Origin of the sequence: Pelagibius sp., from assembly GCF_028289705.1 — a bacterium.
In the GTDB taxonomy this organism is placed as follows: domain Bacteria; phylum Pseudomonadota; class Alphaproteobacteria; order Kiloniellales; family Kiloniellaceae; genus Pelagibius.
In genome coordinates this window covers 18537-42964 of the sequence record NZ_JANQOI010000104.1, presented here as the reverse complement: position 1 = coordinate 42964, position 24428 = coordinate 18537, and the positions used below count along the sequence as shown (strand labels likewise).

Below are 24428 nucleotides of genomic sequence, written 5' to 3'. Positions count from 1 at the left end.
CGCTCCCTGCTGTGCTCGGGGTCTGGCGGCGGCGACCGCGCCGCTGCGGCCGTTCACCACGTCGGCCAGCTCCGGCGGAAGGCCTCGGGGTAGTCCTTGACCAGCCCGTCGCCGTCGACCTTCAACTCGGCGGTGATGCCGCTTTCCAGGTTTTCGTACGCGAAGGCACCGCCCAGGGGCCCCAGCGGCTCCAGGCAGGTGTAGCGCTGCCGCACCAGCCTCGGCTCCAGGCTGGGCAGCGGCACGTAGACCGCCCCGATTTCTGCGGACTGGCCGGGCCTCAGATTGAGGCGGCGGATCGGCACGGTGTTGCTGAAGGGGCTGACCTCGATGTCGACGTCGCGGCAGCCTTCGAACTGCGGGGCCTCCTGTTCCATCAGGCGCCAGCGGCCCTCTCCGTCGCCTTCCAGCACCACCTTGCGGGGCCGGTCCTCGTCGGCGGTGGCAAGGGCAACCATCACGCGCCGGGTGTTCCACAGGGCATCGGCGTGATAGCCGATGCGGATGCGCACATGCTGGTCGCCCAGCGGGCGCAGGATCAGCCCGAAGGCGGCGATCCGGTCGCCGTAGTCGGTCATGTGCAGGTGTTCGACGCCGGGCCCTTCCCAGGGCGTCCAGTAGACGTCGCGCACCGTGTTGCCGGCGGCCGCCTGCTCTGCCGGCTGCGACCCGGCGGCACCTGCGGGCGCGGTCTCAGGCATCCAGCTCGATGGCGTAGTTTTCGATGACCGTGTTGGCCAGCAGCTTCTCGCACATGGCCTCGACATCGGCCTGGGCCTTGGCGCGATCACTTTCCTGCAGGGAGAACTCGATCACCTTGCCCTGGCGGACGTTGTCGACCCCGCCAAAGCCGAGGGCCGCGAGGGCCTGTTCAATGGCCTTGCCCTGGGGATCGAGCACACCGGTCTTCAGAGTGACGTGGACTCGTGCTTTCATGGGGGCCTTCATGGGCCGGATCGTTCCGACTCGCGGGGTGGAAAGGTGGCCGGACATTAGCCTTGCCGGCTCCCCAAAACAAGCCGGCCACGAACGGAAAGAGGGCCGCAATTCGCTTGGTGTGGAGTCTTAGTCAGCGCTAGGGATCGATCGTGGTGATCTTGGTGCCCTCGATGGTCAGTCCGGCCATCAGCCCCTTCTGGTCGAAGAAGAAGACGTAGATGTTTCCGCGCGCGGAGGTCGTGGTCAGCGATGCCCCCGCGCCTGAGTCCACCACCACGACGTTGGGGGCTGTGCCGATCTCCCAGCCGTCGCTGTTGTCGAGGTAGTTCAGGCCGTCCTCGTTCAGGAAAAAGATCGCATAGCCGAAGGTCTGGAGCCCGGCCTGCAGGCCCAGGGAAGCCGCGGCGGTGCTGTAATAGCCGGACAGGGCCTCGTTCTTGAAGAGGGCGCCCTCGCCGTACTGGCCGCCGACGATCAGGCCACCCTTGACGATCTTGGGAAACACCAGGATGCCGGCGGCGTCGACGGCCAGCCGCTTGGCTGCCTCCGAGTTCTCCTTGAGCAGGGTGAAGGCGTCTCGGGCGTTGGTCTCGATCGTGGTGGCGCGTTCCGACTGTGCGAGCGCCGGCTCGGCGAAGGCCGCAGTCACCGCCACCGCCAAAGCCGCAAGAACCGTCAAAAACTTTGGGCGCATCGTCATCTCCTTCCGGATCGGCATCTCGAACCGACTCGGATTCTACCGCTTTCCGCGGGACAGGGGCCAGAGCGATCGATGCCCTAAGCACATCGCCCAGGCCCTAGTCAGGGTTGAGGGTGGTGATCTTGCTGCCCTGGATGCTGAGCTCGGCCATCAGGCCCTTCTGATCGAAGAAAAAGATATAGATGTCTTCCTGGGCCGAGGTGGTGCTGAGTGTGGCGGCGGCGCCCTTGTCCACCACGACGACGTTGGGGGCGGTGCCGATTTCCCAGCCGTCGCTGTCGTCCAGGAACCCCAGGGCGCCCTCGTCGAGGAAGAAGACGGCGTAGCCGTAGGTCTGGAGACCGGCCTGCAGGCCAAAGGAAGCGGCCGCGGTGCTGTAGTAGCCCGCCACGGCCTCGTCCTTGAACAGGGCGCCTTCGCCGTACTGGCCGCCGACGATCAGGCCGCCCTTGACGATCTTGGGAAACACCAGGATGCCGGCGGCGTCGACGGCGAGCCGCTTGGCGGCCTCCGAGTTGCCCAGGAGCTGCGCCAGAGCGTCGCGGGAGTTCTTCTCGATGGTCCCGGCCTTCTCGGCGCTGGCGGGGGCGCCATCGATGGTGGCGGCAATCACCACCATGACAGCCAAGATGGCGGGGAAGCGGAAGCGCATCGCTGTCTCCTCTCAAGTCGACCAAGCCCGAATGCCCTGCAATCTAGCACAGTCTTGTGTCAGGGCATGTACCACCAAGGCTGGAGGCCGCGCGCCGTGTCAAGGAAGCAAGGGTGGTGCCGCCAAGGGATCTGGCAAGGGTTCCAGGTTATCGACTTACGTCGAATTCGGTGCCAGCCCGCGCCCCCTCCCGGCCACCCACCAGGATAATGCCCATGGGTGGCCGGGAGGGGGCGCGGGCCGGTGCCGTCAAGACATGAAAGCCCCTAAAGCCAGCGCCGCACCCGGGACTTGTAGGCCAGATAGCTCTCGCCGAACTTGCGCTCGAGATAACGCTCCTCGCGCCGGATCACGCCGACCTGCATGACCCCCAGGACGATGGGCAGAAGGGCAAGGGCGGCGAGGCTGGAGAAGGCCACGGCCAGGCCCAGATAGATCAGGGTCAGGCCGAGGTAGATGGGGTTCCGGCTGAAGCGGTAGAGCCCCTCGGTCACCAGGGCCGTCGTCGGCCGGTGGGTGGGGATGTTGGTTCCGGCGCGGATAAAGCGGGCCGCGGCGGCGAACAGGAGCACCGCGCCGAGAACGCCCGGGACCGCGGCCAGCGCGTGTCCGGCAATCCCACCCGGCAAGGGCAGGGCGGGAAGGGCCAGCCCCCAATCGCATGCGAGACCGATCAGCAGAGCCCCCAGGTAGATCAGCGGCGGGTGGGCGATCACCCCGGCGTTGTCGTGATCGCCTGAGCTTAAAGACTTCTCGGCTTTGCCCACCATCGTCCCGCCGCCCTCAGAGTTCAAGTCGAACCAAAGTCTTTCAGATCAATGGGTTGCCCGTCTCATCTTAATCCCCATCGTCACTCTCGGGCTTGTCCCGAGAGTCCATGGAAAGACCGAGACCCGGACCGCGATGGATTGCCGGAACAAGTCCGGCAATGACAATTTGGGGGAGCAACGCACGGCAACCCTTTGACAAGAAATACTTTATTCCCTCTCCGGATTGTTGCCCTCGGCCTTTACCCGTGGATCAAGATGCTATGTGGGTTGGCGGCGACGGGATCGGCTATCTTTTAGGTCGGCAAACCAGGAAAGATAGGAGCGATCCGATGACAGTGTCTTGCGTCTCGCACGAGCCCGTAGCCGCCTTTGAGCAGGCTAGCACATTGGTGGTTGCCTTGGAATTGAGTGGCAAGTCGTGGCAATTGGCTGCAGTTGTTCCAGGACTTTCGCGTCGACCGCGTCGCAGTCTTGCGCCACGCGATATGCCGGGTCTTTTGGCTATGCTGAAAAGCTGGCAATGCAAAGCCTTATCGGCTGGCCATGAGGTGCGCCGGATCGTCTTGACCTATGAGGCCGGCCGGGATGGTTTCTGGATCGCCCGCCATCTACGCTCTCAGGGGATCGAGGTCGAGATCATGCATCCGGCGAGCATCCCGGTGCCACGTCGGGCTCGGCGCGTGAAGACCGACCGGATCGATCTGGACATGCTTCTTAGGACCTTGCTGGCCTGGATGCGTGGTGAGCCGGGTGTCTGTTCGATGGTGCGCATCCCCAGCGAGGCGGAGGAGGATCAACGTCGGCCGGGGCGTGAGCGTGAGCGGCTGGTGAGCGAACGGGTCAAACTGGAGAACCGGATCGAAAACCTGCTGTGCCTGCATGGCACTTTCGGCTTTAAGCCGCGCCTCAAGAGAGCGCAGGCCCGGCTTGAGGAACTGCGCAGCTTTGCCGGCGAGCGCCTGCCACGACACCTGATGGCCGAACTGAGACGCCTGATGGCGCGCCACCGCCTGGTCTCGGATCAGCTCAAGGAGATCGAGGCCGAGCGGGATCGGGTGCAAAGCGTGAGGCAGCCGGATCACAACGAGCGCAAGATCCAACTGTTGACCCATTTCTACGGCTTGGGCGTGGAAACCGCGACCACCTTGGTGCGCGAGCTGTTCTGCCGCTCGTTCCGCGATCGCCGCGCGCTGGCCAGTTTCGTTGGTCTGACCGGCACGCCGTTCCACAGTGGCGGCAGCGAGCGCGAGCAGGGGATCGGCAAGGCCGGCAATGCGCGTGTGCGTCGGATTGTCATGCAACTGGCCTGGCGCTGGCTGCGCTTTCAGCCCAACAGCGCGCTTAGTCTCTGGTTCGCCGAACGCAGCGGCGGCGCCAAAGGGCGGATCCGCAAAATCATGGTCGTGGCCATGGCCCGCAAGCTGCTCATCGCCTTATGGCGCTATCTGGAGACCGGCGAAGCGCCGCAAGGCGCACGCTTCAAGCCAGCATGACCAGAATGAGAGGAATTCGCCGAGAAGACGCAAGAGCGAATAGACCTTAGGCGATAGGCACGCGGCAATTGGCGCCAAGGCCTCGAGCCGACCTGGGTGGGCGGGAGACCGTCCCGGACTAGGGCTGTAACAAGCCGCCATCAAGATTGGTCCCGCCCTCCCAGGCTCCCGAGCAACCCCGCGAATGGGGCATAATGGTCCGGAGCCACTGGCTCCACCGGATACGAGTTTGCAGGCCCTACGGTCTGAGCCCAAGGGAGCCGCCCAGGACGGTGAGACAAAGAGCTGATAAACCTCGTGACCCGACACCCAAGGCGAAAACCAAAGCAAAACCGATCAGAGAACCCAGAAAACAAAGCCTGAAAGATCAATATCCCAAACCGATACCCGGCCTTGACAACAAAATCACCATACGAGTCCGGCAAGGACGGTTTGGGAGGACAAGGGACGGCCGCGCGCCGCCGCCCGCCTCACTGCATCAGGCGGGGCCCCTTGATGTCGATGGGGCCGGCCTCGGGCAACACGCCCAGGCGGCGGGCGACTTCCTGATAGGCCTCCTCGACGCCGCCCAGGTCGCGGCGGAAGCGGTCCTTGTCCAGCTTCTCGTTGGTGGCGATGTCCCAGAGGCGGCAGGAGTCCGGGCTGATCTCGTCGGCCAGGACAATGCGCATCTCCTCGTCCTCCCAGAGGCGGCCGAACTCCAGCTTGAAGTCCACCAGCTTCAGGCCGACGCCGAGGAACAGACCGCAGAGGAAGTCGTTCACCCTGAGCGCATACTGCAGCATCTCGTCGAGGTCCTGGGTGTTGGCCCAGCCGAAGGCGGTGATGTGCTCCTCGGAGACCAGCGGGTCGCCCAGTTCGTCGTTCTTGTAGTAGTACTCGACGATGGAGCGGGGCAGGGGCGCGCCCTCCTCCATGCCCAGGCGCTTCACCAGGGTGCCGGCGGCGACGTTGCGCACAACGATCTCGACGGGGATGATCTCCACCTCCCGCACCAGTTGCTCGCGCATGTTGAGCCGGCGCAGGAAGTGGGTGGGCACGCCGATGCTCTCCAGCCGGGTCATCAGGTACTCGGAGATGCGGTTATTCAGCACCCCCTTGCCGGTGATGATGCCGTGCTTCTGATTGTTGAAGGCCGTCGCATCGTCCTTGAAGTACTGGACGATGGTCCCAGGTTCCGGCCCCTCGAAGAGGGTTTTGGCCTTGCCTTCGTAGATCTGTCTGCGTCGCATCGATTGCATCCAGGTTAGGACAAATATCCCAAGCCGAGGAGCGGGTTCGCCCCCGGCTCATTGCTGCCCCATGGTCCTCAGACTGGCACCGAGGCGCCAAAAGGGCCAGTCATATAGCAGGAGAAAGGGGGCAAAAACAATCGCGCCCCCGGCAGTCTTTTTGCGCCCTAGAATTCCTCCGGAAATCCGCCTTCTCCGGGCCCGCCGGGAGCGCCGGCGGCCACCGGCGTCGCCAGGGCGACAGGCCGGAAGGGATACCGGTCCGGGCGGCCCTCGGCGAACAGCCAGACCGGCTGCGACGGCTCTTCCAGGAGGGTTTCCGGGGTCGCCGGCAGGGCGATCAGGGAGGAAGAGACGGTCTGGAAATCCCCCAGCTCCACGGTCATCGCCGCTTCCGGGCCGGAGGCCGGGTCGCTGGCGGCCGAACGGGCGAGGATCGCCTGCCAGCTCTGCCAGTCCCCGCGCTCCGGATCCGGGGCTGCGGCCTGCTCGAAGTCGGCGCAGTGACGCGTGATCCGTGGGCTCTGCGGATCGTTGAGGTCATAGGCCGTCAGCATCGAGAGCCCGGGCGGAACCGGCCGGATTTCCACAGTTTTCGCCGGGCTGCCGTCGCCGGGGTTCTTGATCCAGTAGGCATCGCGGTTGTCGGCGACCACCAGATTGAAGCTGCGGTAGGCGGCAGGGTTGAGCTCGGCCAGGGCCTCGGCGGCGGCCAGGGCATCGGCGTGATCCAGGGCCTCCAGCACCAATTCGCCGCGGCTGCGCTTGTCGGCCGCCGGGCCGAGCGAGCCGCGGCGGTTCAGGATGGCGGCCACCAGGCCGTGATCGTTCATCCCCAGCCAGGAGCCGCCGGCCGTGCGGTCCAGCCCCGCCACCACCTCCGGCCGGTCGGCCCAGTGCCGGCCCGGGCCGGCCCAGGGCCGGTTCGCCATCTCGTCGCGGTTGGCGGCCAGCAGCAGCGGCCAGCGGTGGTCGGGGCGGCGCAGCAGAACGAGGGTACACATTGCGGCGGATCAGATCCCTGGTTGGGCGTGGGGAGAGGTCCGGACCCGGGTGTTTCCGGCATGGAACGCCTGTTTTCCAACGCCCCGGGCCCGCCAGCAAGCAGTTTCGCGCGGCCGCGAAGGAGGCTATAAATCCTGTTGAGGCCCCCAGCCGCTTGACGCGGCAGGCGAGAGCCGCCACGTGATAAGAACGCATCGAACTTTCGCACTGATTTTTCTGGGAGACAGACGGTCCGATGACCACCTTCAACGAACGCGAAAAGGCATTCGAGGATAAATACAAGCACGACCAGGATCTGCAGTTCCGCACGGAGGTGCGGCGCAACAAACTCCTGGGGCAGTGGATCGCCACGGAGCTGCTGGCCTTGGAAGGGGAAGCGGTGGAAGCCTATGCCAAGGACGTCATCGCCTCCGACCTCGACGAGCCGGGCCCGGACGACGTGGTCCGCAAGGTCATGGGTGACCTGCAGGCCAAGGCGGTCGACTTCAGCGAGCACCGCCTGCGCCACCGCATGGACGAGCTTCTGGCCGAGGCCAAGAAGCAGATCATGGAAGAATAGGCCGCAGCGCCTTCAAGCCTGACGCGAAAAAGGGCCGCCCCTAGGGACGGCCCTTTTTTGGTTTTCCGGTCCTTCCCGCAACCTACTCTTCGGAGCGGCCCCCGGCGTCGCGGTTGCGGTCGTAGCGCCGCTTGAGCGGAAAGGCCGGCAACCAGACCTCGCGGCGGACGGTCCAGAGTTCGTAGGTCGGCCTCAGTTGGTCCGGGGCATCCAGGGACCCCAGATTCACTTCGATTTCGTCTGCGCTGCGCCCGAAAACGGTGGAGCCGCAATGCGGACAGAAGTGCCGTCCCTCGTACTCGCGCGTTTCGCCGTCGATCGTCACGGCATCCTCAGGGAATATGGCGGAGGCGTGAAACAGGGCCCCGTGGTGCTTGCGGCAGTCGAGACAGTGACAAAGGCCGACCCGGTAGGGCTGACCCGAGGCCACAATCCGCACCTTGCCGCAGAGGCAACCGCCGGTAAAGCGGTCCATGCTTTGTCTCCTCTAAGATCAGCGGCTGGGTGCGCGGGGCGTATTCACTCCGCCGCCTTGGCCGCCGCGTCCTTGCCGAACACCCGCGCGAAGATCGTTTCCACGTGCTTGGTGTGGTAGGCGGGATCGAAGCAGGCCTCCAGCGCCGCCGGGTCGATTTTGCCCGAGACCTCCGGGTCCGCCTTCAGCAGCGCCGGGAAGTCGCCCTCGCCGGCCCAGACCTGCATGGCGTTGCGCTGGACCAGGCGATAGGCGTCCTCGCGGCTGACGCCGGCCTGGGTCAAGGCCAGCAGAACCCGCTGGGAATGGATCAGGCCGCCGAGCTGGTCCAGGTTCTTCTGCATTTCCTCGGGGTAGACCAGCAGCTTCTCGATCACGCCGGCCAAACGGTTCAGGGCGAAGTCCAGGGTGACTGTCGCGTCCGGCCCGAACATCCGCTCGACCGAGGAGTGGGAAATGTCGCGCTCGTGCCAGAGGGCCACGTTCTCCAGCGCCGGCACCACCGCCGCCCGCACCACCCTGGCGAGGCCCGTCAGGTTCTCCGTGAGGATCGGGTTGCGCTTGTGGGGCATCGCCGAGGAGCCCTTCTGGCCCGGGGCGAAGTATTCCTCCGCCTCGCGCACCTCGGTGCGCTGCAGGTGGCGGATCTCGGTGGCCAGGTTCTCCACCGAGGAGGCGACGACGGCCAGGGTGGCGAAGAAGGCGGCGTGGCGGTCGCGGGGGATCACCTGGGTGGAGACTGGCTCCGGGCTCAGGCCGAGCTTTCCGGCGACGTATTCTTCGACATAGGGGTCGATGTTGGCGAAGGTGCCGACGGCCCCGGAGATGGCGCAGGTGGCGATTTCCTTGCGCGCAGCCTCCAGCCGCTCGCGGCCGCGCTCGAACGCCGCGTAGTGGCCGGCGAGCTTGACGCCGAAGGTGGTGGGCTCGGCATGGATGCCGTGGCTGCGGCCGAGGCAGACGGAATGCTTGTGCTCCAGCGCCCGGGCCTTGAGGGCGGCCAGCAGCCGGTCCAGGTCGGCCAGCAGGATGTCGGCGGCCTGGGTGAGCTGCACCGCCAGGCAGGTGTCGAGGACGTCTGAGGAGGTCATGCCCTGGTGCACGAAGCGCGCCTCCTCGCCGACGTGCTCGGCGAGGTTGGTGAGAAAGGCGATGACGTCGTGCTTGGTCTCGCGCTCGATCTCGTCGATGCGCGCCACCTCGAAGGCGCCACGCTCCCACACCGCCTCGGCCGCCTCCTTGGGGGTCACGCCGAGCTCCGCCTGGGCATCGCAGGCATGGGCCTCGATCTCGAACCAGATGCGGAACTTGTTCTCCGGCTCCCAGATGGCAGTCATTTCGGGGCGGCTGTAACGCGGGATCATCGCTGTCCGGTCCTAAACGAGAGCAGGCCCCCGTAGGGGCCGCCCGCTGATGCACGAAGAGGCGCGGCGGAGCGCGCCGCTGCAAGGCCTGTCTTATAAACCCGCCGGGAGATCACAGCAAACCCATAGCCCGGAAGCTCGCGTGGCCGCCGCGGCCGATCACCAGGTGGTCGTGGATGACGATGCCGAGCTTTTCCGCCGCCTCGCGCAGCTCTTCGGTCATCGCGATGTCGGCGGCCGAGGGCTGCGGCTCGCCGGAGGGGTGGTTGTGCACCAGGATGAGGGCGGCGGCGCCCAGCTCCAGGGCGCGCTTCACCACCTCGCGGGTGTAGACCGGCGTGTGGTCGATGGTGCCCTGCTGCTGCACTTCGTCGGCGATGACGCGGTTGCGCTTGTCGAGGAACAGCAGGCGGAACTGCTCGACGGGTTCGTGGGCCATGGTGATGCGGCAGTAGTCCAGCAGCTTGTCCCAGGCCGAGATCTCCGGTGCCTCGATCATCTGCTCGCGCGCGAGACGGGCAGCGGCCTCCGGCACGATGCTGAGCGCGGCGACGGAGACCTTGCCCATCCCCGGCACCCTGGCGAGCGCCTCGGGGCTGGCGGTCAGCACCCCGGAAAGACTCCCGAACTCGGCCAAGAGGGTCTTGGCCAGCGGTTTGGTGTCGCCGCGCGGCTGGGCGCCGAACAGCAGGAACTCCAGCACCTCATAGTCGGACAGGCTGTCGCCGCCGCGGGTCAGCAGGCGGTCGCGCAGGCGATCGCGATGGCCGTGATAGTGGGGCTTATGATCTTCTTCCTTGCCGCTCACCCTGTGCCGCCTTGTCCCCGCCCGGAATGAACCGCAATTAGAGAGCAGAGGGGCGTGCCATTCAACCGGACGATCCGGCTCGCCAAAGACTTTTTTAACCCCATAAGCCGCTATAATTGCGGCCTCGATTCGTTGTTGGGTACACCGAGGAAACTGCTGATGTCCGATGCCAACGTGCTCGCGTTTCCGGGCCATCTAGTGCAGTCCAGCGGGGCGGATGCCTATCGCGACTGGCTGAGCTGGGCCGAGTGCGAACTGTCGATTCTCGGCTTCACTCTCTCCGAGAGCCGCTACGACTGGCATGCCGCCTATAAGAAGGGCCTGCGGCCGGAAGAGGCCGCGGAAGAGGCGGCGGACGGCTTCAAGGCGGGCTAGAGATTTTCTGAACCGGACCGAAGGGCAGGGGACGGCTCCCCTTCCTTCCGTCCTGCGCGAACGCCGTGATCCGCAATCAACGCGACGCGTTCCCAACGCGCGTTCTTTCCACTTCCGTCTGCCAAACACCCCCATTGTGCGGCCGGATTCACCCCCCGATTGATGGACAAGGCGCACACGTGGGAGTAGCGTTCAAGCAACTGCTCATGACCGCGCAGAGCGTTTCCAGGACCGTCCGAGGTGGCGTTTCCCGTTCGCCGGTCGAGCCATCACCTGCGTCAGCAGGACCCGCATCGAACGCGCGCGCTGATCACGCAACAGGCTGACAAGGCGGGTATTCCGGTTCCGGGGGGACTGCAGAACCTGGAATCCGAAGCGGCGGATCGACCTTTGGGTTGTGCCATCGCGGCCAGGACCAACGCCGCAGTCTGGCAATGGTCCCCTGGCGGGTGTTACGGAGCTACAGGTAGTATGGCGCCGCGGCCGCGGTGCCTTCGATCACATTGCAGCAACGCGCAGTAAACGCTGCCATGAACAGCAAACCTTTTTGGCGTTCAGCTTAGGGAGGGACGATCCGGGCCCTTCGCGGCAACCGGCTTTGGCCGGCTGTCCGCAAGACGGCGCGCTGCTTCGGTGGCCGGTCCTGCAGACCTGCGGGAGCGCCGGTAGAATGACCGGGGCACTGCCAAGACAGTGGAGGTGACGCTCGTGGATATCGAAGCCGTACTGAGAGAACACGAAGACGCCCTGCTGGCCCTTCCCAACGTCAACGGCGTTGCGATCGGCGAACGCGCGGGCCAGACGGTGATCAAGGTCTTGGTCATCAAGAAGGTGCCGGAATCGTCCCTGGAGCCCGATCAGATCGTCCCCAAGACGCTGGAGGGCTTTGCGCTTGACGTCGAGGAGATCGGCGAAATCACGGCCCATTAGGCCGTGCCCATCTGGGAGAAACGATCATGATTGATCCGCAAAAAGCGATTCTGGATCCCGCGACCGCTCAAAAGGCGCAGCAGGCCCTTTCCAAGCAGGTGGATGAGTTCCTGGAGCCTGAGAAGAGCCCCGCCAACGTGGTCGGCGTCGGCTATGGCGTGAAGTGGAGCAAGGGCGAGCCCACGGGAAAGGCGGCGCTTCTGGCCCTGGTCTCCCAGAAGCTCGACAAGCAGGAACTGACCGCGGGTGACATGGTGCCGAAGAAGATCGGTGACATGGACACCGATGTCCTGGCCGTGGGCCAGCCCTTTGCCGGCCAGGCGGAGCCTTTGGAGGTCGGGGTTCAGACGCTGGCCGAACGCTCCCGCCCGGCACCAGGCGGCAGCAGCGTGGGGCACAGGAACATAACCGCCGGTACCCTGGGCACCTGCGTCTACGACATGGTCGGGACGCCGGGCGACCCGGTGGGCATCCCCGGCCACTACTACATTCTCTCCAACAACCACGTGCTCGCCAACAGCAACAGCGCGACACCCGGCGACGCGGTGCTGCAGCCCGGCCCCTTCGACGGCGGCACCGACCCGGCGGACCGCATCGCCACGCTCAGCCGCTTCGTGCCGATCACCTTCGAGCCGCCGGTGCCCCGGGCCTTCCATCGCAATCTGGTGGATGCCGCCGTCGCCGAGGGCGAGTTCCACGACCTGAAGCGGGAGATTCACTGGGTCGGCCATCTGCGCGGCTGGCGCTCGCGCCAGCAGGTCACGGTGGGAACGATGCTGCACAAGACCGGGCGGACCACCAACTACACGACCGGCCGCATCACCTCCACCAACGCGACCATCGATGTGAACTTCGGCAACGGCAGGATCGCCCGCTTCCGCGACCAGATCCTGACCACGCCGATGTCCGCCCCCGGCGATTCCGGTTCGCTGGTGGCCGACCGCGACAATTTTGCGGTGGGGCTGCTCTTCGCCGGCTCGCCGCAGGTGACGATCCTGAACCACATCCAGCACGTGCGCTCGCTGCTGCGCGTTGAAATCTTCTAGGCCGGCTGCCTGGGGCAGCCCATCAGGTGCCGGGCGGAGCCATCCGCCCGGCATCGCCGCCAACTGCTCTGCGGGGGGCTTAGGCCGAGTAAGGCGGCGCGTGCCAGCCCTTGGGGGAGAGAGTGAAGATCTCGTAGCCGCTGGCCGTCACCGCGATGGAGTGCTCGAACTGGGCCGAGAGCTTCATGTCGCGGGTCACCGCCGTCCAGCCGTCCTGCAGCACCTTCACCTCCGCGCGGCCGGCGTTGATCATCGGCTCGATGGTGAAGAACATGCCCTCTCTCAGGGCGATGCCTTCGCCGGCGCGTCCGTAGTGGACGACGCTGGGGGCGTCGTGAAAGACGCGGCCGAGGCCGTGGCCGCAGAAGTCCCGCACCACCGAAAAGCGCTGCTTCTCCGCGAAGCTCTGGATGGCGTGGCCGATGTCGCCCAGGGTGGCCCCCGGCTTCACCACCTCGATGCCGCGCATCATCGATTCGTAGGTCACCTCGACGAGGCGGCGGGCTTTAATCCTGGGTTCGCCGACGAAGAACATGCGGCTGGTGTCGCCGTGCCAGCCGTCGACGATCACGGTGACGTCGATGTTGAGGATGTCGCCGTTTTCCAGCCGCTTGTCGGTGCTGGGAATGCCGTGGCAGACCACGTGGTTCACCGAGGTGCAGATGGACTTGGGAAAGCCGCGGTAGTTCAGCGGCGCGGGAATGGCGCCGTGGCCCTCGATGAAGTCATGGCAGAGCCGGTTGAGGTCTTCGGTGGTGACGCCGGGCTTCACCTCGGGCGTGATCATGTCGAGGGTTTCGGCCGCCAGACGGCCGGCGCGGCGCATGCCCTCGAAGCCCGCCTCGTCGTGAACCACATAGCCGCCGTCCTGGGGACTGACGCGCTCTGCGCTGAAACCTTGCTTCATCTCTTCGACCCCCGCCCGGGGGCCCCACCTAGCCAAGCCGTTGGTCCTGAGGCGGGGGCGACTCCTGCCGCTCCGCCGGCGCCCGCTTATAGCGCCAAAGGCAAGGCTGCGTCCAATGCAACCGCCTCTGGTGATACCTCGCAACTATAGCATAGGACTTCAACCCCCTGGGCCATAGCCTTGTTTAGCGAGTCGGCATAGGCGGGATCGATGTCGGCGGCCACGGCAACCGCCTGGCAGTCGCCGCGCTGGACCAGGAACAGCAGCACCGCGCGCTCGCCGCCCCGGGCGATCCGGGCCAGCTCCTCCAGATGGCGGGTGCCGCGGGCGGTGACGGAATCGGGGAACTCCGCCAGCGGGCCGTTGCGCCGCAGGGTGACCGACTTGACCTCCAGGTAACAATCGGGCGCGCCCTCGCGCTCAAGCAGGAAGTCGACACGGCTGCGCTCGCCGAAGGGCACCTCGCGCCGCACCGTCCGGAACGGTCCAAGCTCTGCCAGCCGGCCCTGGTCCAGCGCCTCGGCCACCAGGGCATTGGCGCGCCCGGTGTTGATGCCGACCAGAGCCCCCTCCGTTTCCACCAACTCCCAGGAAAACTTCAGCTTTCTGGCCGGGTTGGTGGCTGCCGAGAGCCATGCAACCAGACCGGGAGTCGCCAGTCCCATCATGGATCCCGGATTGGCGCAGTGGGCGGTTACGACCGTACCGTTGGCCATCTCAACATCGCTGAGAAAGCGTTTGTATCTTCTAACGAGGCGGCCTTCGATCAAGGGGGCTGGAAATCGCATTCGGGCGCTCTAGGTGCTCCTTTATGACACGCAACCCCCAGGTGTGATACGCGTACGAAGCTTTGACGACACGGGCTTGCAACTTGCTGTCCGGGGCGCCACTGTACCGGGGCCACCACAGGGGGGCCAGTCCCGCAGTGGATCCTGGCCCTCTCGACCGAAGGCTTTTCCGGCCAAGGCTGTTCCGGCCTGGCCCTGAGAGCCCTCCGCCCTAAGGAACGTTCGATGCCTGCCCAGCTTCTCCGCCGCACCGACCTCACCATCCCGCTCTGCGCAGCCGGCCTGCTGTTGCTTGCGGCCTGTTCCTCCGACTTCGCGGGTCTCGGCGGCGAACCCAGCGGCGCGGCGCCGCCGCCGGGCAGCGAGGACAGCGGTGCGGCAAGCGCGATCGAGGCGGGGCGGGCCTTGCCGCCGCCGGCCACGGACGGCGATGCGGGCGTGCCGGCCGGCTCCTCCCAGGCTGCTGCACCGTCTGAGGGCGAGGGCGGCACCGAGGCGGGCGATAGCCCGGTGATCCTGAAGGGCCCCGACGGCACCACCTGGTCGGTCCAGCGCGCCGAAGACGAGGAAGCCTATCGGGCCGACATAGAGGACTGCCATGCCTACGCCCTGGCCCAGACCCGCCGCGACGCCCAGATCACCGACGACCGCAATGCCGGCATCGACACCCTGACCAGCGAGTCCCGCTATTCGGCGCTGCGCCAGCGGGTCGACGAGTTCGACCTGCGCAACCGGCGCGGTTCGCTGATGACCGGCTGCATGGAAGCCAAGGGCTACGTGCGCACCGACACCGTGCTGCCGCGGCTGGAATTCTGAGGGCGATGGCCGACAGCACCGTCACCGCCTGCCTGCTGATCATCGGCAACGAGATTCTGTCCGGGCGGACCCAGGACAAGAACCTGGCCTACATCGGGGAGCAGTTGAACGAACTGGGCGTGCGCCTGATGGAGGTCCGGGTCGTCCCGGATATCGAAGAGGTGATCGTGCGGACCCTCAACGACGTGCGCCCGGCCTTCGACTACGTCTTCACCACCGGCGGCATCGGCCCGACCCACGACGACATCACCGCCGACTGCGTGGCCAAGGCCTTCGGCGTGCCGCTGATCGTCAACCCGGAGGCGCGGGCGATCCTCGAAGCGCACTACAAGCCGGGCGAGCTCAACGAAGCGCGCCTGCGCATGGCCCGCACGCCGGAGGGGGCCAGCCTGATCGAAAACCCGGTCAGCAAGGCGCCGGCCTTTCAGATGGGCAACGTCTTCGTGATGGCCGGAATCCCGGTGATCATGCAGGCCATGTTTCAGAGCCTGCGTCACCGCCTTGCCGGGGGCGAACCCTTGCGCTCCAGGACCGTGACCGTGCCGCTGGGCGAGGGCACCCTTGCCCAACCCCTGGCAGTGGTCCAGGAGCGTTTCGCCGACGTAGAGATTGGCAGCTACCCCTTCACCCGGGAAGGTCGTTTCGCCGTGCGGCTGGTTTTGCGCTCGACCGACGAGGCGCGGCTCGACCAGGCGGCTGCGGCGGTCGACCGCTTGATTGAAGACCTCGGAAGCCGCGGCGTCTGGGAGCCCGCAAGTGGCGCGGGCGGCGATGGGCGGAGCGCGGCACGGCCGGATCAGCCTGGCCGGGTGACCGAAGAAAGGGCGACAGGGTCTGTGTGACGCGAGGGTCTGTGCGACGCGCTGGGCGGCGCAGTGAAACCGGAAGCGGGCAACCGAGCCCCTGGCGGCGGTGCCGGGGGAGAGAGAAGGGCCGAAGGCGATGGAAATCCTGCCGTTGCTTTTCATCACTGCCTTGGTGGCTTATGTGCTGGCCTTGGGAAGCCTCGATCTGGCGCGCACGACCATTCGGGTCCTGACGCTGTTTTGCGCCGCCTTCTGTCTGGTCGCCTGGGGCATCGCCTGCCTGCGCTACGAGGATTGGGGGCAGCCGGTCATCGACGAGTTCTATGCCACCGCTCTCATCGTGCGGCGCCTCGACCCTGAAACCGCGGGCCTGGCGCTCATTCTCGGCGCCCTGGTTCCGATCTGTTTCGGGCTCTTTGAGATGTGGCGCCTGAAGGTGACCCGTTCCGGTCAGCTCAAGGAAAACGAGCGCTGACCCTTTCACGGGAGAGACAGCGATGAGCGAAGCGGGTCTTGCCGCTGGCGAAAACCCTGTCGAGCTGGTCATCGCGGCGCGCTCGCGGGACCTGGGCGGCTTCTCGGTTCGCCGCATCCTGCCCTTCGCCAAGCGCCGGCTGGTCGGACCCTTCATTTTTCTCGACGAGATGGGCCCCGCTGCCTTTCCCGCCGGCCACGGCATCGACGTGCGCCCGCATCCGCACATCGGCCTGGCGACGGTGACCTATCTCTTCGAAGGCGAGATCATGCATCGCGACAGCCTCGGCTTTGCCCAGGCGATCCAGCCCGGCGCCGTCAACTGGATGACCGCCGGCAGGGGCATCGTGCATTCCGAACGCAGCGGAGACGGCGAGCGCGCCAGGGACGCCCGCCTGCACGGCATGCAATCCTGGATCGCCCTGCCGCTGGCCCATGAGGACGCCGAGCCCAGCTTTGCGCACACCCCGACGGCCGCGTTGCCGGAGATCGAACGTCCAGGCGTGTGGATGCGCCTCATCGCCGGCTCCGCCTACGGCCAGTGCTCGCCGGTGAGCGTCTTCTCGGAGATGTTCTACCTCCATGCGGAACTGGCCGAGGGCGCAAGCCTCCGTCTGCCGGACGACCATGCGGAGCGGGCGATCTATGTGGTGAGCGGCGAGATCGCCGTTGCCGGGGAGGTCTATGCGGCCAACAGCATGGCGGTGTTCAGGACGGCTGCGCCGGTCGAGATCACGGCGCCGGCGGCCAGCCGCGTGATGCTGCTGGGCGGCGCGCCCATCGACGGCGAACGGCACATCTGGTGGAACTTCGTCGCCTCGACGAAGGAGCGCATCGAGCAGGCCAAGGCGGACTGGAAAGCCGGGCGCTTCCCAAAGGTGCCGGGCGACGACGATTTCATCCCCTTGCCGGAAGGCTGACGGCGCCTTTCGAATTTTTTCCCTCTCCAAAGCGAGTTTTGAACCGGGTCTGCCTCTCCGGCGACTGACGGGAAAGGGCGGCTTCATCGGCCGTCCTACGTCTGCACGGAGAGGATCGTTCCATGTCGCCCCCATCCATCGTCCGCCGCCCGCATCTCTTGATCGCGGCCGCGGCCCTGAGCGCATTCCTGCCCGCTGCCGCCCTGGCCGACAGCCAGGAAGCCACTGTCACCGACCTGCAGACCCAGAAAATCGCGGTTGCCAGCAACGGCACCAGCTACACGCAGATGGTGCCCCAAACCAGCCTGGCCGCCGACGTCCGTGTCCAGGCCGATGCCGGTGTCTGGGGCCGAGTCGAGGACTGGAGTGTCTATCTGATTCTCCAGCACGAAAGCGGCACGCGGATTCATCTCTCGGATGCAGGCTTCAGCAAGGACTATCCCTGGAACGAGTTGCCCAAGTCTGTCGATCGCACGGTTACGCTTTCGGTCCCCGCAAACCTCTATGAGCATTTCGTCGTCGCCCGCTGCAACAAGCTGGCCGACGACCTGCGCGCCGACGACGTCAGCGACGACACGATCTTTGGCCAGGACCGCAGCCTGGAGCTGGCTGTCAGGCCGTCCCTGAAGGTGAACTTCCTGGGGCCCGACACCATCATCGGGCCGCTGGAGCAGGCGGACGGCTGGGGCGACTGGGAGAAGGTCGAGGTGGTTTGCAAGAAGTGGTCGGGGCCGGCAATCCCGCAGGCCGCCAGCGGCTTGACCTACGAGCCGGCCCAGTTGGTCGATCACGGTCTCTCGCTGGTCGAGGTGTCCACCGTGAACGGTGCCTGCAAGATCCGCCTCGACGGCTGGATCACCGCGAACCAGAAGAACGCCAAGATCAGCTTCCGCTACAAGAGCCTGGACGGCCAAGTGAGCCAGATCCACGAGGTGAACAGCGGCGAGTCCAAGACCGCCACCTTCAGCCACTGGTACGACGTGCCGAACAATCCCGGCGGCGGGGAGTACGGCCATGTCTGGATGGAGGGCGTCAGCCACGACTTCCAGAGCGCGTTCGCCGGCTACAGCCTGAACTGCGTCGAGGGCGGGCCCGACGGCCTGGTGTCCAACGATCCGCCGAAGCTGAGTTTTGCCGTGGTCCCGCAGGGCCAGGTGATGGTGCACGGCCGGATCTGCCCGGCGGTGGTGAAGCTGGTCGGCGTGTTGACCGGGCAGGGCAATTTCTCCGGCCAGGCCCTGTTTTACGGACCCGGCTACCTCTCGCCCTTGCGGGACTACAGCGTCACCCACGGCCAGAAGGTCATCGTCGGCGCCGAGGCTGCCCTGGACTGGGACGACCTGCCGGCCCCGCCGGCGGCGGCCCCGCTCGCCCAAGCCCGGGAGTTCGCCTTCAACGTCACCAACGAGAACAACGTGGTGATCGCGTCCCTGCCCAAGAAGACGGTGTTCCTGGAGTGCAAACTGCCAATGGTGACTCCGGGGCTTCAGGTCGACAGCGACCTGACCCTGGCGCCCGGCAATTCCGCTGCCGTGGTGAGGGGAACGACCGGCTTGAAGGCCCCTAGCGCCGTCGCCCCGTTGCAGATCCTGAAGGCGCCGGCTGCGTCCAAGATGCCGCAGAGCCTGCGCCGGACGCTGATAGAAGGGCGCCGGCTGAAGCGGCCAGGCACCTGAAAGGCGGCCCGGTCGACTAAGGTCCGAGCCCACGGGGAGGGCGCCAGCGATTAGGAAATCGCCGGCGCCCTTTCACTCTTGCGGTTGCCGTTGGCTTGCAGAGAGCTTCGATAATTCACTGATATGTCTGACAAAAACACCTGGGGTGAACCTCTTTTGGGTCTGGAGCGACCAATGGGAAAGGGCCGGTTCCCCGGTCGCCACGCATCACTTCAGAGAGGGTGATCCCATGTTGCCGCAACCCATACTCAGTTGCCCCCGCCTGATCACCGCTGCCGCGGCCTTGAGCGTCCTGCTCCCGGGAACTGCCGCCGCCTGGGACTCCATGTCCGCGACGGTGACGAATCTGACCACCCAGTACATCGCCGTGGAGAGCGATGGCAGCCGCTATCACCAGGTGAACCATCTGGCCAATCTGGTTGCCGACGTCCGGGCGCAGGTCGACACCGGCGATGTCGGCCGGGTGAAGAGCTGGGGGATCAAGATCGGTCTGATGGATGAGGACGGCACGGACATCCATTTCCCCGAATACGGTTATTCGAAGAGCTATCCCTGGTACGACCGGCCGCGATGGGTCGACCGCACCGAGCGGCTGGTCGTGCCGGCGGTGGCCTGGGACGCCTTCGTCATGGACCGCTGCAACGCGCTGGCCGACGAACTGCGGACCCAGGGCAAGGACGACGACGAGATCTTCGGACAGGACCGCGGCATCGAACTGGCCGTGGTGCCGGACATCAGCGCCGACACCACCGGCGCCGGCAGCGGCAGCATCGTCGAAGAAGGCGTCACCTGGCCGGCCCATAGGAAGGTCATGGTGATCTGCAAGAAGTGGCCGCTCGCCGGCTTCCACGACGGTGTGGCCAGCGAACCCTCGATCCCCACCAATGTGGTGAACAAGGGGCTCTCCATCCTGGAGCAGTACGGCATCAGCGGGCTCTGCAAGATCCGCCTCGACGGCTGGATCACCACCGACCGCAAGAATGTCGATGTGAGCTTCCGCTACAGGAACCAGGAGGGCAAGACCAGCCAGCTCTGGACCGTCAACACCGGCGAGTCCAAGACCGCGACCTTCAGCCACTGGTACGAGATCGCCAACAACTACGACCCGGAAACCGGCATGGACTGGGCGGAGTCCGGTTTCGTGCGCATCGTCGGCGTCAGCCATGACTTCAGGACCGACTGGGCCGAGTACACCATGGAATGCGTGGAAGGCGGCCCCGACGACCTGACCGCCAACATCCCGCCGAGGCTGACGATGCGCTTTGTCGAGCAGGGCGAGGTGCGGCTGCGCGACTGGGTCTGCCCGGCGTCGCTGAAGCTTGTCGGCCTCCTGGAGGGGCGCGGGCCCTTCTCCGGCTACGCCGCCTTCGTCGGCCAGGGCTACATCTCGCCGCCCCGGGCCTACAGCATCACCCACGGCGAGAAGGTCCTGATGGGTGCCGACTATGCGCTGGAGTGGGACATCGCCAATCCATCGGCCCCCGCCCCGACCCCGCGGCTGCACGTGCGCCTGAACTTCAACGTCACCAACGAGGACGACGCCATCATCGCTTCGCTCACGAACCGGCTGTATGTGGCGGTCTGCCGCTGGCAGCCCTTCGACGAGGCGAGCCCGGACCGCCATGAGCCCGGCGCCGCCCCGCGCGCGGTCGGCGGGCTGAAGGCGCGGGAGCGTGCCGTCGAGCCGCAGGTCCTGCAGATGGTCCCCCGCCTGGCGCCGGTGCCGGCCCGCCCGCAGCCGCGCGGCCCGCGCCGCCTCGGCACGAAGGGCCGGTAATGCCTAGCCGGTGCCGGCGGCGGAGAGCCCGCCGGGGGAGAGCGAACACTGACCGCGTTCGGGGTTGGGCTCGACCTCCTGGTGGATCAGTTGGCTCAACTGGTCGGCGCCGCCGACGTATTCGCCGTCGATCCAGATCTGCGGCACGGTGATGGGCGTCTTGGGGCGCTTCACGCGGGCCAGCATCTCGTAGAGCGAGCGCGGCTCCTTCACCACGTCGTGGTAGCGGTAGTCGATGCCGGCGGCCTCCAGATAGCCCTTGGCGCGCACGCAGTGCGGGCAGGTCGCCTTGCCGAAGAGGTGGTTGCCGGAAACCGGCGCGCGGCGGGCATGGGCGTCGATGATGGCCTCGGTGAGGACGCCGCGGTTGAGGGCATGGCCCTGGCTGACGATGCGCCCCTCGACCATGACGATGGGGGCGTGCCAGCCGCCCTTGGGCAGCGGCTTCCACCACTCGCTCAGCCACTCGCGCACCTCCACCTCGACGGGGATGCCGTCGAGCTCGTGTTCCAGGGTGTCCTTGATGACGTCGAGGGTCAGCGAGCACTCGCCGCAGGGAATCTTCACCTTGAAGGGCCCCCAGGCCCCGGCCCAGCGGTAGAGAGTAAGGGTAACCGGTTGTGCGGCCATGATGTTCCCCTTCGCAGTCCCGCGCGTTCACCCCGCGCTGGCCAGCAGATGGGGGCAGGGCCGCGGCACGGCCAGACACAGCTTGGTGAGGGAGTTGTGACGACCGCCTGCGGTCCGCCGGATCGGAGGAGCCTTAACGGACTGGACTGTGGTGCGCTCAAGCGGAGAAACTTCGAACCGATTGTTTGAGACACTCGGAGCCTGACGCACGATCATATAAGGTCACAGTGTTCACTGATCGGCCAGACTCATTTTTCGCGATTCGGCCGGAACCAGGATTTCCGAATATTCGGCCGAACTGTTAGCGCTTTAGCCCTGCCGAACCCTTCCTTCTCGCGATGACTTGCTGACTGACGGCCTTTGCCTGCCGACCGCGTTGGGGCGGAGCAGGCAATCATTAACCGAGAAGAGGAACGCGCTGTCACAATGAACAGCGCTGCGATAACCGCCATCGGCGCCGAGTTGAAGGCCCACCCTGAACCAATTTACGGATGGCAAACAAACCCAGCCAAGCACTTCTGCCTTTTGTTAACCAAGGTTATCCAATGAGTATGTTGCCGCACCCTTCAGGGTCTAACGCTTACACTGGATCGTGATTTTCGGAGCTTCGATCTGGACGTAGAATATCAGCCGGTGAACATCTCTCCGGCACGTTGCTGAAAAGAGAAAACAATCCTTAGTTGTTTTTCTACAAAAAAACCGCATAGCATTCGCTTGCGGCCTTTGAAGTAGCGTCAGGGCGCATGTAACGTGCCATACTCAACTAAGTGTATAAAATGAGCGGCTCTTGACAACCCAAATACCGTTACCTAAATTGCAGTTAAAGAAACGTTAACCAGAATTCTGGGGGGATTAACCAAGAAAAAATACTGAGATTTAATCCAAGCAGCATAGTCTGGCCGGCAATTGGGGGGAAATAAGGTGCAAGCCACAGCTACTGATATGCCAACTCACAATATCAATAATAAAAAGAGAGCCTCGACTCTGCACGATTTCTTTCGTGAGAGAATAGCGGCTGTTTATGAGGTGCCCGTCGCCGAAGTTACTGATGAGTTTATACGTAAAAAGAAGCTTGAATTACTTGGTGAGTCAAACGAACAGGTTAAGGGCTCAGAGTCCAAATCCCCTCCTGATTGATCTATCTGACAAAGCAAAGAATCTAATCCGCTTAGAGTTCATCTAAGAATGCGCGACAGCGCTGAAGAAAACGGTGTCTTCTTGGAAGAACACCAACAAATTCTACTGGGCCTACTTCGCATATATGGCAGCTACGAGAAACTAACCGTAAGCTTGGCGCGCTCCGGTCTGGTGAATAAATCGGACTTCGACGCTATAGGGTTCTTAGATAAGCTCGCTGACGCAACGAAGAGCGGAGTCCCAGATAATCAAAGATCCCAGTCCTTTCAAAGAGCAGACCAATTGTTGCTAGAAGCGTATCTTCTACCGTTGAGAAGGCACGTCAGTATTTCTGATCGAATTAATGCTGATCTGGATAAATATGCATCCCGTAAGGAGCAATACTCTGGTCGGGAAAAAATTGATCGTGCGCCGGCAAGAAACGAGATACAAGAGTTGCTGGATGATACAATAGAACGTATCGGCAGGAAGCTGTCTCGAATCACCAGTGTCCTTGGTAATGACTTTGACCAGTTGCTTACAGAGCTGCACGATGATGTTTCCCATTTGCTGACTATTGAGAAAGATATCGAGAGTTTTTTGATACAAGCGGAAGAATATGAGAAAGAAAATAACAGAGATAGAATAAGTAAAATCAGATTATACTGTTCATTGTTTGGCGTATTGGTTGCCGCTATAGCTTTGTTTTTTGGTAGAGAGTATGTAAGCTACTTTTTTCATTGGGTGGTTTCTTTATTCATGTGATTCGTTCTGAACCAATATGTCAGTATGCCATGGTGCCCGCTGCCGGACTCGAACCGGCACGACCCTTCGGTCCCGAGATTTTAAGTCTCGTATGTCTACCAATTCCATCAAGCGGGCATTGCGACGGGATCAGGCGCTTTCCTTGTGCCTCACGGCCTGCCGGGAGGCAAGGGGAGGCGGTGCGCGGCAGCTCCGGCGCGCCGTCCTTGATGCGTACCGGCTGCCCGGCTTCTTCGGCCGGGCACATGGGCAGCGGCGCACCCCGGTGCCGGGATGAGACCGAGACGGCGGCCGGCGGCCAAGGCGGCCGCGTCTGCAGATCCGATTGAACCGCGGCGGCCTGGCGGACGACTGAAAGGAGCGCCGGGGAGGGCGCTGCCAGTCCTCCTCCCCGTTGCAGCGGCCGGCGGGGTGATCAGACTCTCCCACAGCTGAGCCCAGCCTGCCGGCCACCCCCGCGGGCCGCGGTTACCTCCACCACCCCACCGCGGCCCGCGGGGGCCTACTTTGGCTCCCCGGCACAGCGCCCAAGCGCTGGTGCCGTCCGCCGTGTTCTGGCATCAAGGCGGCTTCCAGTGAGGGGAGGCGCAAGTGGCGGATCAGAAGGCGGGACGGCTCGCGGGCAAGGTGGCCATGGTGGTGGGGGCGGGCTCCTCCGGGCCCGGCTGGGGCAACGGCAAGGCGGCGGCGGTGCTCTTCGCCCGCGAGGGCGCGAAACTCTTCTGCATCGATATCAATCTCGGCGCCGCCGAGGAGACGGTGGCGATCATCCGCGGCGAGGGCGGCGAGGCGACAGCGCATCAGGCCGACGTATCGGATGCCGCGGCGGTGGAAGCCATGGTCATGCGCTGCCTCGAGGTCTACGGGCGCATCGACGTGCTGGAGAACAACGTCGGCATCCTGGAGGTGGGCGGCCCCGTCGAGACCAGCGAGGCGGGCTGGGACCGGGTCATGGCCGTCAACCTCAAATCCATGTTCCTCACCTGCAAGCACGTGCTGCCGGTGATGGAGCGCCAGGGCGGCGGCGTCATCGTCAACATCGCGTCCATCGCCGGCATCCGAGATACCGGCGTGCCCTACATCTCCTATTCCACCAGCAAGGGGGCGGTCGTGCCCTTCACCCGTTCAGTGGCGCTGCAGTACGCCCGCAAGGGCATCCGCGCCAACGCCATCCTGCCGGGGCTGATGAACACACCGATGATCGTCGAGCCGCTGAAGGACGCCTATGCCGAAGGCGACGTGGAAGAGATGGTGCGCCGGCGCGATGCGCAGTGCCCCACCGGCAAGATGGGCGATGCCTGGGACGTGGCCTATGCCGCTCTCTTCCTGGCCTCGGAGGAGTCGAAGTACGTCACCGGCACCGAACTGATCGTCGACGGGGGGATCACCGCCAAGTTTGCGTGAC

27 protein-coding genes and 1 tRNA gene are annotated in these 24428 nt (G+C 65.0%); 14 read left to right on the top strand and 14 right to left on the bottom strand.

The features are described from left to right. Positions 1 to 53 precede the first annotated feature (53 nt). The 5 genes from Q0996_RS14170 to Q0996_RS14150 form a co-directional block, all read right to left on the bottom strand. A complete protein-coding gene (locus Q0996_RS14170) occupies positions 54 to 701 on the bottom strand; it encodes a putative glycolipid-binding domain-containing protein (RefSeq protein ID WP_299620803.1) in 648 nt (215 codons plus the stop codon). Further along, positions 694 to 936, bottom strand: a complete 243-nt coding sequence (gene purS, locus Q0996_RS14165) for a phosphoribosylformylglycinamidine synthase subunit PurS (RefSeq protein ID WP_299620800.1) — start codon at positions 934 to 936, stop codon at positions 694 to 696. Before purS ends, Q0996_RS14170 begins: the two co-directional genes overlap by 8 nt. 139 nt (positions 937 to 1075) lie before the next feature. After that, the gene (locus Q0996_RS14160) at positions 1076 to 1633 is read right to left on the bottom strand and encodes a lipid-binding SYLF domain-containing protein (protein WP_299620797.1); all 558 of its coding nucleotides are present in this window, start codon (positions 1631 to 1633) and stop codon (positions 1076 to 1078) included. A 103-nt stretch (positions 1634 to 1736) separates the two neighbouring features. After that, positions 1737 to 2291, bottom strand: coding sequence for a YSC84-related protein (locus tag Q0996_RS14155; protein ID WP_299620794.1), 555 nt, complete (start codon positions 2289 to 2291; stop codon positions 1737 to 1739). A 266-nt stretch (positions 2292 to 2557) separates the two neighbouring features. Then, complete coding sequence (locus tag Q0996_RS14150) at positions 2558 to 3061, bottom strand: isoprenylcysteine carboxylmethyltransferase family protein (RefSeq protein WP_299620792.1); 504 nt, start codon at positions 3059 to 3061, stop codon at positions 2558 to 2560. A 329-nt stretch (positions 3062 to 3390) separates the two neighbouring features. Between Q0996_RS14150 and Q0996_RS14145 the strand changes: the two genes are divergently transcribed. Beyond that, the gene (locus Q0996_RS14145) at positions 3391 to 4554 is read left to right on the top strand and encodes an IS110 family transposase (RefSeq protein WP_299620789.1); all 1164 of its coding nucleotides are present in this window, start codon (positions 3391 to 3393) and stop codon (positions 4552 to 4554) included. A 470-nt stretch (positions 4555 to 5024) separates the two neighbouring features. Here the strand turns inward: Q0996_RS14145 and purC are convergent, their stop codons facing one another. Next, complete coding sequence (gene purC / locus Q0996_RS14140) at positions 5025 to 5786, bottom strand: phosphoribosylaminoimidazolesuccinocarboxamide synthase (RefSeq protein WP_299620786.1); 762 nt, start codon at positions 5784 to 5786, stop codon at positions 5025 to 5027. 167 nt (positions 5787 to 5953) lie between these two features. Beyond that, positions 5954 to 6790 carry an NRDE family protein gene (locus Q0996_RS14135; RefSeq protein WP_299620783.1) on the bottom strand — a complete coding sequence of 279 codons (837 nt, stop codon included), beginning with the start codon at positions 6788 to 6790 and terminating at the stop codon, positions 5954 to 5956. A gap of 236 nt (positions 6791 to 7026) precedes the next feature. On the opposite strand from Q0996_RS14135, the gene Q0996_RS14130 reads away from it, so the two are divergent. Next, positions 7027 to 7350, top strand: coding sequence for a DUF1476 domain-containing protein (locus Q0996_RS14130; RefSeq protein ID WP_299620780.1), 324 nt, complete (start codon positions 7027 to 7029; stop codon positions 7348 to 7350). 82 nt (positions 7351 to 7432) lie between these two features. Here Q0996_RS14130 and Q0996_RS14125 read toward each other — a convergent pair whose 3' ends face one another. The 3 genes from Q0996_RS14125 to radC form a co-directional block, all read right to left on the bottom strand. Then, entirely contained in the window at positions 7433 to 7825 is a 393-nt protein-coding gene (locus Q0996_RS14125; RefSeq protein ID WP_299620777.1) for a GFA family protein, read from the bottom strand. A 44-nt stretch (positions 7826 to 7869) separates the two neighbouring features. Continuing rightward, positions 7870 to 9189 carry an adenylosuccinate lyase gene (gene purB / locus Q0996_RS14120; RefSeq protein ID WP_299620774.1) on the bottom strand — a complete coding sequence of 440 codons (1320 nt, stop codon included), beginning with the start codon at positions 9187 to 9189 and terminating at the stop codon, positions 7870 to 7872. A 112-nt stretch (positions 9190 to 9301) separates the two neighbouring features. Continuing rightward, positions 9302 to 9997, bottom strand: coding sequence for a DNA repair protein RadC (gene radC / locus Q0996_RS14115; RefSeq protein ID WP_299620772.1), 696 nt, complete (start codon positions 9995 to 9997; stop codon positions 9302 to 9304). Between the two features lie 159 nt (positions 9998 to 10156). Here radC and Q0996_RS14110 point away from each other — a divergent pair, with 159 nt between their 5' ends. The 3 genes from Q0996_RS14110 (at position 10157) to Q0996_RS14100 (ending at position 12348) form a co-directional block, all read left to right on the top strand. Next, on the top strand, positions 10157 to 10372 hold the full coding sequence (locus tag Q0996_RS14110; RefSeq protein WP_299620769.1) for a hypothetical protein: 216 nt from the start codon (positions 10157 to 10159) through the stop codon (positions 10370 to 10372). A gap of 699 nt (positions 10373 to 11071) precedes the next feature. After that, positions 11072 to 11302 (top strand): hypothetical protein, encoded by a 231-nt coding sequence (locus tag Q0996_RS14105; RefSeq protein ID WP_299620766.1) that lies wholly within the window; start codon positions 11072 to 11074, stop codon positions 11300 to 11302. 26 nt (positions 11303 to 11328) lie between these two features. Beyond that, positions 11329 to 12348, top strand: coding sequence for a hypothetical protein (locus tag Q0996_RS14100; protein ID WP_299620763.1), 1020 nt, complete (start codon positions 11329 to 11331; stop codon positions 12346 to 12348). 79 nt (positions 12349 to 12427) lie between these two features. Here Q0996_RS14100 and map read toward each other — a convergent pair whose 3' ends face one another. Together map and sfsA are read right to left on the bottom strand one after the other, a co-directional pair. Beyond that, positions 12428 to 13255 (bottom strand): type I methionyl aminopeptidase, encoded by an 828-nt coding sequence (gene map / locus Q0996_RS14095; protein WP_299620760.1) that lies wholly within the window; start codon positions 13253 to 13255, stop codon positions 12428 to 12430. A gap of 86 nt (positions 13256 to 13341) precedes the next feature. Further along, on the bottom strand, positions 13342 to 14043 hold the full coding sequence (gene sfsA, locus Q0996_RS14090) for a DNA/RNA nuclease SfsA (protein ID WP_299620757.1): 702 nt from the start codon (positions 14041 to 14043) through the stop codon (positions 13342 to 13344). A 225-nt stretch (positions 14044 to 14268) separates the two neighbouring features. Between sfsA and Q0996_RS14085 the strand changes: the two genes are divergently transcribed. From Q0996_RS14085 to Q0996_RS14060, 6 genes are all read left to right on the top strand, one after another. Next, a complete protein-coding gene (locus Q0996_RS14085; RefSeq protein WP_299620754.1) occupies positions 14269 to 14859 on the top strand; it encodes a hypothetical protein in 591 nt (196 codons plus the stop codon). Positions 14860 to 14864: 5 nt separating this feature from the next. Then, a complete protein-coding gene (locus Q0996_RS14080) occupies positions 14865 to 15701 on the top strand; it encodes a molybdopterin-binding protein (RefSeq protein WP_299620751.1) in 837 nt (278 codons plus the stop codon). Between the two features lie 100 nt (positions 15702 to 15801). Continuing rightward, the gene (locus Q0996_RS14075; RefSeq protein WP_299620748.1) at positions 15802 to 16140 is read left to right on the top strand and encodes a hypothetical protein; all 339 of its coding nucleotides are present in this window, start codon (positions 15802 to 15804) and stop codon (positions 16138 to 16140) included. Positions 16141 to 16162: 22 nt separating this feature from the next. Next, positions 16163 to 17059 carry a pirin family protein gene (locus tag Q0996_RS14070; RefSeq protein ID WP_299620746.1) on the top strand — a complete coding sequence of 299 codons (897 nt, stop codon included), beginning with the start codon at positions 16163 to 16165 and terminating at the stop codon, positions 17057 to 17059. Between the two features lie 122 nt (positions 17060 to 17181). Further along, the gene (locus Q0996_RS14065) at positions 17182 to 18735 is read left to right on the top strand and encodes a hypothetical protein (RefSeq protein ID WP_299620743.1); all 1554 of its coding nucleotides are present in this window, start codon (positions 17182 to 17184) and stop codon (positions 18733 to 18735) included. 229 nt (positions 18736 to 18964) lie between these two features. Beyond that, positions 18965 to 20512, top strand: coding sequence for a hypothetical protein (locus Q0996_RS14060; RefSeq protein WP_299620740.1), 1548 nt, complete (start codon positions 18965 to 18967; stop codon positions 20510 to 20512). A 3-nt stretch (positions 20513 to 20515) separates the two neighbouring features. Here the strand turns inward: Q0996_RS14060 and Q0996_RS14055 are convergent, their stop codons facing one another. After that, positions 20516 to 21142 carry a glutaredoxin domain-containing protein gene (locus tag Q0996_RS14055; RefSeq protein ID WP_299620737.1) on the bottom strand — a complete coding sequence of 209 codons (627 nt, stop codon included), beginning with the start codon at positions 21140 to 21142 and terminating at the stop codon, positions 20516 to 20518. 921 nt (positions 21143 to 22063) lie between these two features. On the opposite strand from Q0996_RS14055, the gene Q0996_RS14050 reads away from it, so the two are divergent. Together Q0996_RS14050 and Q0996_RS14045 are read left to right on the top strand one after the other, a co-directional pair. Then, positions 22064 to 22279 (top strand): hypothetical protein, encoded by a 216-nt coding sequence (locus Q0996_RS14050; RefSeq protein ID WP_299620734.1) that lies wholly within the window; start codon positions 22064 to 22066, stop codon positions 22277 to 22279. Between the two features lie 48 nt (positions 22280 to 22327). After that, entirely contained in the window at positions 22328 to 23023 is a 696-nt protein-coding gene (locus Q0996_RS14045) for a hypothetical protein (RefSeq protein WP_299620731.1), read from the top strand. Positions 23024 to 23053: 30 nt separating this feature from the next. On the opposite strand, the gene Q0996_RS14040 is transcribed toward Q0996_RS14045, so the two are convergent. Beyond that, a tRNA-Leu gene (locus Q0996_RS14040) sits at positions 23054 to 23140 on the bottom strand. Positions 23141 to 23614: 474 nt separating this feature from the next. Here Q0996_RS14040 and Q0996_RS14035 point away from each other — a divergent pair. Then, on the top strand, positions 23615 to 24427 hold the full coding sequence (locus tag Q0996_RS14035) for an SDR family oxidoreductase (protein ID WP_322096714.1): 813 nt from the start codon (positions 23615 to 23617) through the stop codon (positions 24425 to 24427). Position 24428 lies beyond the last annotated feature (1 nt).